The organism is Geobacter psychrophilus, assembly GCF_056821595.1.
This window is the reverse complement of the sequence record NZ_JBXDTU010000004.1, coordinates 4,228,768-4,241,022: the sequence shown is the minus strand read 5'-3', so window position 1 is coordinate 4,241,022 and position 12,255 is coordinate 4,228,768. Positions and strand designations below refer to the sequence as shown.

Genomic DNA, 12,255 nt, shown 5'->3' with positions numbered 1-12,255 from the left:
GATCGGTCGTGACAAACTGACGTGTACTAAAGTGTGGGGGACTGGAGGGGCCAGCGCTCGTCAAACCTTCTGAAGTACTCCGCCCGGCACCAGTTTTCCACATCCACCAATGACTGAAAGGCTTGTCGGAAATCGGTCCTGCCGATGGTAAACACCCCGTGACCATACACGATTGCGCACCCCGTCTCTCCGATGACCGGGGGGAGGTTCCGGGCGATGCCGCCGGCACCGATCTCGCCGGCCACCACCGGTGTCCCCCCCAGCATCCGTACCTTCGAACAATCCTTCCAGCAGTCCGTGATCGGGCAGTTCGCCTTTTCCTCGCACATCATGCTCATGACAACGGCAAAACGGGGATGTCCGTGCAGTATGGCGCGACAGCCGGTGACTTCAAAAACACGGCGATGGGCTACCAGTTCGCTGGAAGCGGTGATGCCGACGGTGGAGCTGTTTTCAAACGGCACCGGATCGATGCACCCGGCCAGTTCATCGAGACTGGATGCTGTCTGGGATATGTAAATCAGGTCGCCATTCGAATAAGAGATATTGCCGAAAAAAGAATCCACCAGGCCGCGTTGTACGGTATAGGAACCGACCCGGGTTATTTCATCCAGAATGTCGGTCCTGACCGCTATCGGCCCCTGCCTGAATTCCAGGTTATCGGCGCTCAGCGGCTGCAGCCACCCGGTACGGAAACGGGCAAAGGCATCGGCCTCTCCCGGCAGCCTGAAACCATCCTGAAGAACATCCTCAAGATATTTTATGAACGTGGAGTGGAAGACCGATGACCAGTTGATGTAGGCCTGTTCAACGGTCAGGCTCCCGCTGGCAATAATGCCGACTCCCTCTACCACAATGCCTTTGCGGCTGCCCAGAAATCCCGCAATGACAGCAGCGGGATCATCCCCCAATTCGGATCTGCGGACAAAGGGGATGTCGTGCAGAAAGGTGCGGGTTTCGGTGTCGCGCGGTATGACTTCGTGCTCGTCGGCAGCAGCCCGACGAAGCAGGAAGTCTGCAAAGGGCAGGGCAGGCTGTGCTGCGCAGAGTGCCAGGCAGTTGAGCCTGGTTAAGGTATCTGATGCAATGTTCGCCAGAGATGGGTCGCCACCGCTGATCATGACGTCATCCTGAGCGGCAAATGCTGTCAGGTCAGGGTTTGCAGAGCGGTCCGCAATCAGCTTGGTGATGTATTTGTTGATTTGATCATGCATCAGGGGACAGAGGAAGGGATATTGGTAAAAAGAACGGAGCCGTCGTCAAGGAGTTCCTTGCGGAAACTGACTTTGGCCCTGGCTGCGGCCAAGCGGGTTTTAGGCAGTTGCATGGTGCTGCCGGGCATAAAGGCGGGAGTAACATTCGTACCTGCCTGCCAGACCTCAAAATGCAGATGAGGGCCGGTCGAACGTCCGGTATTGCCGGAATAAGCGATAATGGTATCCCGGTCAACAGCCAGACCCGGCACCGCCTCCAGGCGGCTATTGTGACCATACAGGCTGATCATGCCGTTAGCGTGTTCGACGAGAACCGTATATCCATAACCTGGGCGCAGCCCACTATAAACTACAACTCCGGGAGCAGCCGGCATGACAGGAGTACCTTCCGGTATTGCGATGTCAATCCCGTTGTGATGGCGCAGTTTCCCGTCGATGGGGTCGATCCGCATACCGACTGCGGAGGTGATGACCCCTCCCACAGCGGGCAGTTTCGGCTCAAAGGAGCCGGGGGGGGAAAGATCGGAAGGGGTGAATGATGCACTGACGGTCTTTTCAACAATTTCGTTCAGAGAAATGTCGTGGTGTTTCTCTGCTTTTACCTTTTTCTGGTGTTTGGGTGCCTTTTTAGAGGACTCTCTGATGACGATCTTGGCATCCTTCTGCATGGGGGCATCAGTGAAGCTTTCAACTCCATCCACGGTAACAAACCGGTAAATATCCGCATGACCTGAAACAGGCAGTGCCAGCAACAGAAACATACAAAATACGCCTGACGTGGATTGCTTTACTGTCTGTTTGTATGGTGATATTTTATGCATGAATAGTCTCTTTAGTGCTTGTCGTTCGAATGTATTTCTGTTAAAAAACCTAATTCGATCGTTTACTTTACCGTATCTGTCCCATTTTTGCAATTCAATCATCCTTCGAGGAATCTGTAATGCCTCAATATTCTGATAAAGTCGTTCGCGGCACCCCGCATGAAGATTCGCTGGTCATTGTCCAGTTTTTTAAGGGGATGGTGGGAAAGCGTTTTTCGTTTCTCAATTATTACAAGGAAATCCCCGTTTCGTACGATGCTACATTATTAAATGTTGAGAACGAAATGGCCGAATTCGAATTGCACGAATACCAGGCAAAAGTTATTCACATGAACCGCAAGGCCCTCATCTATTCGCACCCAGAAAGCCCGTTTAAAGAGGACATCCTTGGCGAAGCATTTTATATTAATGCACTCAAAAAAAAGGTCATCCTCTGCAATTTTGAATATGCAAAGATCCGTTCCGATATGCGCAGGTTTGTTCGCGTTTTGCTCGACAAACCGATTGAAGCAGATATGATCTTTGACGCCGATATTACCAAGGGTAACATCAAGGATATTTCTCTTAGTGGTGCAGCCATGCACATTATGTCACGGGAACGCATCGTTCCCGGTCTAGAGCTCAACCTGTTCCTCAAGCTGCCCGATATCTCAAGCGGAGACATTGTCGAAGTGGGCATGTCTGCTACGGTTGTCAAGGTCTCCGGTGACAGCGCACCGTTCGACTGTATTCTTGAATTTCATCCGGAAAAACATTCCCAGCAACAGATTTCCTATTACATAAACCAGCGCCAGGTTGAAATCATAAAAGAGTTGAAAGAACTGAACATGTAACCATGCAGCCGTTTCAATATTGTGCAAAAAAACTGGCCATGTGCCCGCGGTATAGGCAGTAAGTGCTACCCATCTACACAAAAGTTTTGCTGATGAGGCAACAAGCCGGAATTCCGGTCTCGTTTTACAAGTATATAATTGGTAAGCCCTTTGCGTTTTTTTTCGTCGCGTAAGTCCAAGACGAATTTACCATACCCGGCAACAATCCGCTGTCTCCCACCCCCCAAAAGATTTGGCACTCATCTTGCTCATTATTCAGAAATACAACGCAATAGTTCCGTAACTAATTAAACCCACGCGTCTTACGGATAAATTCTTTGCTTATATTTTGATCAACACTGCCTAAAAAGGAGGCTGTACCGATGGAGATTTTTGGTAAAAATGTGTTTAACCAAACAGTTATGAGAGAAAGGCTGCCGAAAGCTGTTTTTAAAAACCTGAAGAAAACCATAGACGAAGGTCTGCCACTGGATCCTACAATCGCAGATGTTGTCGCTACGGCAATGAAAGAGTGGGCTGTTGAAAGAGGCGCTACTCATTTTACCCACTGGTTCCAACCTATGACCGGCATTACTGCTGAAAAGCATGACTCCTTCCTTTCGCCAAATGAGCATGGCGCTTTGATGGAGTTCTCCGGAAAAGAGCTGGTCAAGGGCGAACCGGATGCTTCCTCCTTTCCCAGCGGTGGCCTGCGAGCTACCTTTGAAGCCAGGGGCTATACAGCGTGGGATTGCACCTCTCCAGCATTTCTGAGAGAAGAAGCTGATGTCATAACGCTCTGCATCCCGACCGCCTTCTGCTCATACACCGGTGAGGCCCTGGATAAAAAGACCCCGCTGCTTCGCTCCATGGAAGCGCTTTCTACACAGGCCGTGCGTGTTCTTAGGTTGTTCGGAAATACAGAGGTCAGCAGGGTTACCTCGACTGTCGGCGCTGAGCAGGAATACTTCCTGGTGGACAAGTCTTTTTTCCTGAAAAGACCTGACCTGATGATGGCCGGCAGAACGCTTTTCGGCGCCATGTCCTCAAAAGGTCAGGAACTGGAAGATCACTATTTCGGCACTATCAAAGAAAGAGTGCTGGCGTACATGAAGGAAGTAAATGAAGAGCTCTGGAAACTGGGCGTTACCGCAAAAACCCAGCACAATGAAGTAGCACCCGGACAGTTTGAGCTGGCCCCGATTTTTGAGAACACAAACATTGCCACTGACCATAATCAGATGGTTATGGATGTTCTGAAGCGGGTTGCCATCAGACATGATCTGGTATGCCTGCTGCACGAAAAACCCTTTGCGGGTGTAAACGGCTCCGGCAAGCACAACAACTGGTCCATGAGCTCAAATGACGGCCAGAATCTGCTTGAGCCGGGTCATACCCCCCATGAAAACGCCCAGTTCCTGACCTTCCTGATGGCAACCATCAAGGCCGTGGATACCTATGCCGGACTCCTGCGCTGCTCCTGCGCCAATGCCGGCAATGACCACCGTCTGGGCGCCAACGAGGCACCACCTGCCATTATCTCGGTTTTCCTTGGCGAACAACTTGCCGATATCCTCGACCAGATCGTGGCTGGCGGGGTAAAATCATCCTCCAAGAGCGCTGATATGAAGATCGGTGTCACTACACTTCCCGCACTGCCCAAGGACGCCACCGACAGAAACAGAACCTCACCGTTCGCTTTTACCGGTAACAAGTTTGAATTCAGGATGCTCGGTTCCTCCTTCTCCATCTCGGGCCCCAACATTATCATCAATACCATCATTGCCGAGGCCCTGAAGGGTTTTGCCGATAAGCTTGAAAAATCTAAAAACTTTGACGCCGACCTTGAGAAACTGCTGCAGGAAACCGCCAAGAAACATAAGCGCGTTGTGTTTAATGGCAACAACTACTCAGACGAGTGGGTCAAGGAAGCAAAAAAACGCGGCCTGCCGAATATTCCTAACACTCCCGAGGCTCTTAAAGAGCTGGTAAGCAAAGATGCCGTAGAGCTGTTTGGTGCTCACAAAGTTTTTTCCGATAAAGAACTTCATGCGCGTTATGAAATCATGGTCGAGCAATATGTCAAGACCCTGAATATTGAAGCCCTGACCATGATCGATATGGCCAACCACAGCATCATCCCTGCAGCCATCGAATACGCAACAACGGTAGCAACATCTATCTCTGCTGTTGCAGCCGTATCCGGAAAGCTGAACGTCTCGACTCAGAAAGAATTGCTGGAAGAGCTCTCCGCCAGGCTTGCCTCAGCGAACAGTAATGTTAAAGCGCTGGAGAAAGCCCTTGAAAGCGCACTGAATATTTTCGACATTGAAAAACAGGCCGTTGCGTTCAGGGGAAAGGTATTTACTAAAATGCTTGAACTGCGTGCCGATGCTGATGCTCTTGAAAAAATTATTGCTGCCAAATACTGGCCACTGCCAACCTATGGGGAAATGCTTTTCATTTTGTAATCCCTGAATCTTTACTATTTTACCTAAAAAGGAGCCTCCTGATTAGGGCTCCTTTTTTGTCATCGAAAAACTGTGTATGAATTGGATTAGACCATTAAAGTGGCGTTATACCAAATGGTTGGGAACCTGCCTGAGCAAAAGGCTTCCCACGGATTCTGCGAGTGAAGCCCGTTTGCAAAATAAGTCGGCATCTCTGCGCCGCTTACCTCTTGCAATTTAATTGATAACCCTTATAATTACCGCTCATTTTCAGAAAGGGAGGATACCGGTGTGAAAAAAGTCGAAGCAATTATCAAGCCATTCAAGCTGGATGAGGTGAAAGAAGCCCTCAATGAAATTGGAGTCCAGGGTATCACCGTCAGTGAGGTTAAAGGGTTTGGCCGGCAGAAAGGTCATACCGAACTGTACCGCGGTGCGGAATATGTTGTCGATTTTATCCCAAAGATCAAACTCGAAATAATAGTGTCGGATGCGATTCTCCCGCAGGTTGTAGAGGCGATTGAAAAATCAGCCAAGACCGGACGAATTGGTGATGGCAAGATATTTGTTACACAAGTAGAAGCAGTAATAAGAATCAGAACCGGTGAAACCGGAGAAGACGCTCTTTAGTATGTAAATCAGATGGTTTTGCAGCTTTTACAGAGTATAGCGTTGTCAACAATATATTCAGTTTATCAGGGTTAGAAGCCCATTTTAATACCACCTGAAAGGAGACTTTTGATGAACCCGAAACAAGTAGTAGAATTCGCCAAAGAAAACGGCGCACTGATGGTCGATTACAAATTCATGGACTTTGTTGGTACCTGGCAGCATGTCTCTGTCCCCATGAGCGAGTTTAGTGAGGACACCTTTGAAGAGGGACAGGGTTTTGACGGTTCGTCTATTCGTGGCTGGCAGCCGATTCATGCCTCTGACATGATTCTTCTTCCTGATCCGACTTCCGCCAAGATGGATCCTTTTGTGGCGGTACCGACCCTGTCACTGATCTGCGATATCTTCGATCCGATCACCAAGGAAGATTATACCCGCGACCCACGCAACATTGCCAAAAAAGCAGAAATGTACCTGAAATCAACCGGTATCGGCGATACAGCATTTTTCGGCCCTGAGGCCGAGTTTTTCATCTTTGACGATGTGCGTTATGACTCCAGCGCCAACCAGTCCTTTTATGCAGTGGATTCTTCCGAAGGCGCCTGGAATACCGGCCGCGAAGAGTTTCCTAACCTGGGTTACAAGCCGCGCCACAAGGAAGGTTACTTCCCCTGTTCACCGGTTGACTCACAGAATGACCTGCGTAACGAAATGGTTCTCGAACTTCAGAAGGTCGGCATCCGCGTTGAGTGCCAGCACCACGAAGTTGCTACCGGCGGCCAGGCTGAAATCGACATGCGCTTTTCTTCGCTTGTTGATATGGCTGACCAGCTGCAATGGTTCAAATATGTCATCAAGAATGTTGCCTATCGCAATGGCAAGACCGTAACCTTCATGCCAAAACCACTCTACGGCGACAACGGCTCCGGCATGCACTGCCACCAGTCCATCTGGAAAGACGGCCAGAACCTGTTTGCCGGTGACAAATACGGCGGTCTCTCCCAGATGGCTCTCTGGTACATCGGCGGTATCATCAAACACGCCAAAGCACTCTGTGCCATCACCAACCCGACCACCAACTCTTACAAGCGTCTGGTGCCCGGTTTTGAGGCACCGGTTAATATGGCTTACTCCAGCCGTAACCGCTCCGCTGCGCTGCGTATTCCGATGATGTCCACCAATCCGAAAGCCAAGCGGGTTGAATACCGTACGCCCGATCCATCCTGCAACGGTTACCTGGCTTTCGCCGCCATGCTGATGGCAGGCCTTGACGGCGTCGAGAACAAAATCGATCCCGGCCAGCCGCTGGACAAGGATATCTACGGACTTTCTCCGGAAGAACTCAAGGATATTCCGTCCGCACCGGGCAGCCTGGAAGAGGCACTCCAGTGCCTCAAGGACGATCACGAATTCCTGCTCAAAGGTGACGTATTCACACCAGACGTTATCGAGAAATGGATCGAGTACAAAACCGAAGCCGAAGTCAATCCGGTCCGCATGCGTCCGGTACCACTCGAATTCGAACTCTACTACGATATCTAAATTTCATCAGTAGATCTGTGAACAGAGGCGGGAGAGAAATCTTCCGCCTCTGTTTGTTTGTCGTGCATAAGCTCTCAGCTCTGAGCATTGCTTCTGTATCGTACAAATCATTTCAATGGCGTTGACTGCCCACAATCCTTGATTTTTTCTCTGCACTTGTCTAGTATGTTTCGCTATGAAAAAACTGACCCGACAATTAAAGATAGGCTCCGTACTCGTTGGCGGAGATGCTCCCTGCGCAGTGCAGTCGATGTGCTCCACGGATTCGAGAGATGTGTCCGCCACCCTGGCTCAGATTCGCGGGCTGGCGGAGGGGGGCTGTGAAATCATCCGTTGTGCGGTGCCCGACATGGATGCTGCCGTAGCCCTTGGACAGATCAAGCATGAAAGCCCGATTCCGGTCATCGCTGATATCCACTTTGACTATAAACTGGCGCTTCAGGTTCTGGAGGGGAGCATCGATGGACTGCGGCTCAATCCCGGCAACATTGGAGATACCTGGAAGGTCGCCGAGGTGGTCAAGAGTGCCGCCGAACGCAAGGTCCCGATCCGGATCGGCGTCAATGCCGGCTCACTGGAAAAAGAGCTGCTTGAAAAATACGGCCATCCTACGGCCGAGGCCATGGTGGAATCCGCACTGGGGCATGTCCGGATTCTTGAGGATCTGGGATACGAGGAAATAAAGATCTCCCTCAAGGCATCAGATGTCATGAAGACCGTCTCCGCCTATCGGCTCTTATCACAGAAGGTCGATTACCCTCTACATATCGGTATTACTGAGGCCGGGACCATCTTTTCAGGCACCATCAAATCCTCCGTGGGACTGGGTATCCTGCTGGCCGACGGCATTGGTGATACCCTGCGCGTGTCGCTGACTGGTGACCCGCTGGATGAAGTCAGGGTAGGGTACGAGATCCTCAAAAGCCTGGGGTTGCGCCAGCGGGGTGTCAATTTTGTGTCATGTCCCACCTGTGGGCGTTGCCAGATCAATCTGATCAAGGTTGCCGAAGAAGTGGAGCGGCGGCTGCAGGGAGTTGACAAACGGATAACCGTGGCTGTCATGGGCTGTGCGGTCAATGGACCAGGTGAAGCCAGGGAAGCGGATGTGGGTATTGCCGGCGGAAAAGGGGAGGGGCTGCTCTTCCGTCATGGCGAGATAGTCCGCAAGGTACCTGAGGATCAGTTGGCCGATGCCCTGCTGGAAGAAATAATGAAACTGTAATTTTCATAGTGAGATTGCTCCATTCAGTCCGACGATAGCCATATTATTTACAATCCCTTGAGGTGATAATGCTTTATTCACGCTATTTCATACCAACGCTCAAAGAAACCCCCTCCGACGCCGAAGTCATCTCGCACCAACTGATGCTCCGCGCCGGCATGATCCGCAAACTGGCTGCCGGCATCTACAACTATCTGCCGCTTGGCCTGCGCTCGATCCGCAAATTCGAGAACATCGTCCGCGAAGAGATGAACAAGGCCGATGCTATTGAGATGCTCATGCCGAGTGTACAGCCGGCTGAACTGTGGCAGGAATCCGGTCGCTGGCAGTTTTACGGCAAGGAACTGCTGCGCTTCAAGGACCGTAAGGAAAATGAGTTCTGCATGGGACCCACCCATGAAGAGGTCATCACCGACATGGTGCGACGCGAGATCAAGAGCTATCGCCAGATGCCGATCAATTTCTACCAGATCCAGACCAAGTTCCGTGACGAGATCCGTCCCCGTTTCGGCCTGATGCGCGGCCGCGAGTTTATCATGAAGGATGCCTACTCCTTTGATGTGGACAGCAGTGCGGCGGATCTTTCCTATGACAAGATGTATCAGGCCTACATGCGTATCTTCGAACGCTGCGGCTTGAACTTTCGCGCGGTAGAGGCGGATACCGGCAGCATCGGCGGTTCGTCTTCCCACGAATTCATGGTGCTGGCCGATTCGGGAGAAGATGCCATCGTATCCTGTGATGCCTGCCGGTATGCGGCTAACGTTGAAAAAGCCGAGTCACGTCCTGTCCAGACTGTTGCTGGTAGTGATCTGCTGCAGTTGCAAAAGACCAGCACGCCGGGCATGAAGACCATTAGCGAAGTGGCCGGTTTCCTCAACCTGGACTCGACCCGTACTATCAAGACCCTTGTGTACTGCTCCGAAAAGGAACAGCCGGTGATGGTGCTCCTGCGGGGTGATCATGAACTTAACGAGATCAAGCTGAAGAACCACATGGGCTGGGATGAAGTCACTATGGCCTCTGAAGAGCAGGTCATGCAGCTGACCGGTTCTCCGGTCGGATTTCTCGGCCCGATGGGACTGAAACAGCCGCTGACTGTTATTGCAGATATAACGGTGCAGGGTATGTCCAACGTCGTGGTGGGTGCCAATGAACGCGATATGCATTTCCAGAATGCCAACCCCGGACGTGACTTTGTTATTGAACGTTTTGTCGATCTGCGCAATGTGGTTGCCGGAGACCCTTGTCCGCGCTGCGAGCAGGGCAAGCTGGAGATGTGGCGCGGCATCGAGGTTGGCCATGTCTTTAAGCTCGGGACCAAGTATTCCAAGTCTCTTAATGCAACCTACCTGGATGCCGACGGCAAGGAACAGGTGATTTTCATGGGCTGCTACGGCATCGGCATCGGCCGCACCATAGCAGCGGCCATCGAACAGAACCATGACGAAAACGGCATAATATTCCCGCTGCCGATTGCGCCGTTCCATTGTTCGGTTGTAGCCCTCAACACCAAGGATAAAGGCGTGATGGCCGAGGCGGAGGAAATCTATTTCAAACTTGAAAAATCGGGCATTGATGTCCTTTTTGATGACCGCGACGAACGACCGGGCATCAAATTCAAGGATAATGACCTGATCGGCATTCCTCTGCGGGTTGTGGTGGGAAGCAAGGGGCTGGCGGAAGGAAAGGTGGAAGTCAAAATACGTGCTACCGGCGAAGTCCTGTTGCTGCCGATTGAAGAAGCGATTGACAAAGTCCAGCAGCTCGTAGAAACGGCACTGACATTTGAATAATCCATTTGATGAGGTTGAGATGCAGACTGCAATATGGGACCAACAGCATGAATGCATGCCCCGTGAAGAACTTGAACAGCTTCAGCTTGAGCGCCTGCAGGCAACCCTCAACCGTGCCTATAAAAACGTTACCTGCTACCGCACCAAATTTAATCAGCAGGGGATCGTTCCTGAAGATATAACATCACTGGCCGATCTTTCAAAACTGCCGTTTACCACCAAGGAGGACCTGCGCGTCAACTATCCTTATGGAATGTTTGCCGTACCTCTGCGTGAAATCGTTCGCATTCACTCATCATCCGGCACCACCGGCAAGCCGACGGTTGTGGGATATACCAAGAACGACCTGAAGACCTGGTCCAACCTGGTAGCCAGATTCATGACGTCTGCGGGTGTAACCCATGACGATGTGGTGCAGATTGCCTTCGGTTATGGCATGTTTACCGGCGCCTTTGGGCTGCATTACGGCTCGGAGACTATCGGTGCGGCTGTCATTCCCATGAGCGGCGGCAATACGGAAAAGCAGATTCTGATCATGCAGGACTACAAATCGACGGTTCTGGTCAGTACGCCCAGTTATGCCATCACGATTGCCGATCGCATCGAAAAACTGGGCATCGATCCCAAAACACTCTCGCTTAAAGTCGGGTTGTTTGGCGGTGAGCCCTGGTCAGAGGCCATGCGCAGGGAGATCGAGTCGCGTTTATCAATAAGTGCCACGGATAATTACGGCTTGTCGGAGATCATTGGACCGGGTGTTGCCGGTGAATGCCCGTTCAAGTGCGGCATGCATATTTCGGAAGATGCATTTATCCCTGAAATCATCGACCCTGAAACCTGCCAGGTCTTACCGCCGGGAAGCGTCGGTGAACTGGTGCTGACAACAATCAGCAAGGAAGCTTTTCCAATGATCCGCTACCGGACGCGGGATATTACCAGCCTTGAATACAGCACCTGTGACTGCGGACGCACCCTGGTCAGAATGAAGAAAACCATGGGTCGCAGCGATGACATGCTGATCATCAAGGGCGTCAATGTCTTTCCATCGCAGATCGAAGAGGTTCTGGTTGCCATAGAAGGGTGCCAGCCTCATTACCAGCTGATAGTTGATCGCAAGGGTTCTCTGGATGTCCTGGAGGTCTGTATCGAGGTCACTGAAAATATTTTCTTCGATGAGATGAAAAAACAGCGGGCTTTTCTAGAGAGCGTTGAGAAAAGAATAGATTCTGTTTTGGGAGTCGGCGTCACCGTAAAGCTGGTTGAACCAAACAGCATTCCGCGTCATGACGGCAAAGCGGATCGGGTGATCGACAGGAGAACGTTTTGAAATGGGATCACGCACCACATTCTGTGAATCAAAGGTGTACTTTACATAATATAGCTTATGGGCGTTTTTGATTTTATGGAATCGGGTGCATTGAATTAAACTTGCAATTTCTAACAACTATCAGTAATGTATTTCAGTTCAAACAAACAACGTAATGAGGAGCGCCTTTCTGCATGAGCAAAGAAGAAGCGATTGAAGTTGAGGGAACAGTTGTTGAGCCACTTCCTAATGCCATGTTTCGTGTCAGGCTGGAAAATGACCACGTGGTGCTGGCACATATATCAGGCAAGATGCGCAAATATTTCATCAAGATTCTGCCCGGCGATAAGGTTACCGTTGAGCTTTCACCGTATGATTTAAGTCGTGGCCGCATTACCTATCGCGCCAAATAACCTTTTATAACCATAGAGAACGATCCAGGCCCGTCTCCATTGATGGGCTTGTCTTGTTTAATAAATC

At 50.9% G+C, this 12,255-nt stretch carries 10 protein-coding genes; 8 read left to right on the top strand and 2 right to left on the bottom strand.

Going from position 1 to position 12,255, the window contains the following annotated elements; all coding sequences use genetic code 11:
- Nucleotides 1–26 precede the first annotated feature (26 nt).
- Together ACOCF6_RS22240 and ACOCF6_RS22235 are read right to left on the bottom strand one after the other, a co-directional pair.
- Nucleotides 27–1,214 carry a class II aldolase/adducin family protein gene (locus tag ACOCF6_RS22240; RefSeq protein ID WP_482462518.1) on the bottom strand — a complete coding sequence of 396 codons (1,188 nt, stop codon included), beginning with the start codon at nucleotides 1,212–1,214 and terminating at the stop codon, nucleotides 27–29.
- Nucleotides 1,214–1,975, bottom strand: a complete 762-nt coding sequence (locus tag ACOCF6_RS22235) for a peptidoglycan DD-metalloendopeptidase family protein (RefSeq protein ID WP_482462517.1) — start codon at nucleotides 1,973–1,975, stop codon at nucleotides 1,214–1,216. Before ACOCF6_RS22235 ends, ACOCF6_RS22240 begins: the two co-directional genes overlap by 1 nt.
- A gap of 179 nt (nucleotides 1,976–2,154) precedes the next feature.
- Between ACOCF6_RS22235 and ACOCF6_RS22230 the strand changes: the two genes are divergently transcribed.
- From ACOCF6_RS22230 to infA, 8 genes are all read left to right on the top strand, one after another.
- Nucleotides 2,155–2,868 (top strand): PilZ domain-containing protein, encoded by a 714-nt coding sequence (locus tag ACOCF6_RS22230; protein WP_482462516.1) that lies wholly within the window; start codon nucleotides 2,155–2,157, stop codon nucleotides 2,866–2,868.
- Between the two features lie 362 nt (nucleotides 2,869–3,230).
- Nucleotides 3,231–5,318 (top strand): glutamine synthetase III family protein, encoded by a 2,088-nt coding sequence (locus ACOCF6_RS22225; protein WP_482462515.1) that lies wholly within the window; start codon nucleotides 3,231–3,233, stop codon nucleotides 5,316–5,318.
- Between the two features lie 270 nt (nucleotides 5,319–5,588).
- Entirely contained in the window at nucleotides 5,589–5,927 is a 339-nt protein-coding gene (locus tag ACOCF6_RS22220; protein ID WP_482462514.1) for a P-II family nitrogen regulator, read from the top strand.
- 111 nt (nucleotides 5,928–6,038) lie between these two features.
- Nucleotides 6,039–7,451, top strand: coding sequence for a type I glutamate--ammonia ligase (gene glnA / locus ACOCF6_RS22215; RefSeq protein ID WP_482462513.1), 1,413 nt, complete (start codon nucleotides 6,039–6,041; stop codon nucleotides 7,449–7,451).
- A 175-nt stretch (nucleotides 7,452–7,626) separates the two neighbouring features.
- Entirely contained in the window at nucleotides 7,627–8,673 is a 1,047-nt protein-coding gene (gene ispG / locus ACOCF6_RS22210; protein ID WP_482462512.1) for a flavodoxin-dependent (E)-4-hydroxy-3-methylbut-2-enyl-diphosphate synthase, read from the top strand.
- Between the two features lie 68 nt (nucleotides 8,674–8,741).
- The gene (locus tag ACOCF6_RS22205) at nucleotides 8,742–10,469 is read left to right on the top strand and encodes a proline--tRNA ligase (protein ID WP_482462511.1); all 1,728 of its coding nucleotides are present in this window, start codon (nucleotides 8,742–8,744) and stop codon (nucleotides 10,467–10,469) included.
- A 19-nt stretch (nucleotides 10,470–10,488) separates the two neighbouring features.
- Nucleotides 10,489–11,796 (top strand): phenylacetate--CoA ligase family protein, encoded by a 1,308-nt coding sequence (locus ACOCF6_RS22200; RefSeq protein ID WP_482462510.1) that lies wholly within the window; start codon nucleotides 10,489–10,491, stop codon nucleotides 11,794–11,796.
- A 173-nt stretch (nucleotides 11,797–11,969) separates the two neighbouring features.
- Entirely contained in the window at nucleotides 11,970–12,188 is a 219-nt protein-coding gene (infA, locus tag ACOCF6_RS22195; protein WP_482462509.1) for a translation initiation factor IF-1, read from the top strand.
- Nucleotides 12,189–12,255 lie beyond the last annotated feature (67 nt).

What these genes read in the sequence shown, in the direction of transcription:
- infA (WP_482462509.1), top strand. Translation starts at nt 11,970, where the DNA reads ATGAGCAAAGAAGAAGCGATTGAAGTTGAGGGAACAGTTGTTGAGCCA.
- ACOCF6_RS22230 (WP_482462516.1), top strand. Translation starts at nt 2,155, where the DNA reads ATGCCTCAATATTCTGATAAAGTCGTTCGCGGCACCCCGCATGAAGAT.
- ACOCF6_RS22200 (WP_482462510.1), top strand. Translation starts at nt 10,489, where the DNA reads ATGCAGACTGCAATATGGGACCAACAGCATGAATGCATGCCCCGTGAA.
- ACOCF6_RS22235 (WP_482462517.1), bottom strand. Translation starts at nt 1,975, where the DNA reads ATGTTTCTGTTGCTGGCACTGCCTGTTTCAGGTCATGCGGATATTTAC.
- ACOCF6_RS22225 (WP_482462515.1), top strand. Translation starts at nt 3,231, where the DNA reads ATGGAGATTTTTGGTAAAAATGTGTTTAACCAAACAGTTATGAGAGAA.
- ACOCF6_RS22240 (WP_482462518.1), bottom strand. Translation starts at nt 1,214, where the DNA reads ATGCATGATCAAATCAACAAATACATCACCAAGCTGATTGCGGACCGC.
- ispG (WP_482462512.1), top strand. Translation starts at nt 7,627, where the DNA reads ATGAAAAAACTGACCCGACAATTAAAGATAGGCTCCGTACTCGTTGGC.
- ACOCF6_RS22205 (WP_482462511.1), top strand. Translation starts at nt 8,742, where the DNA reads ATGCTTTATTCACGCTATTTCATACCAACGCTCAAAGAAACCCCCTCC.
- glnA (WP_482462513.1), top strand. Translation starts at nt 6,039, where the DNA reads ATGAACCCGAAACAAGTAGTAGAATTCGCCAAAGAAAACGGCGCACTG.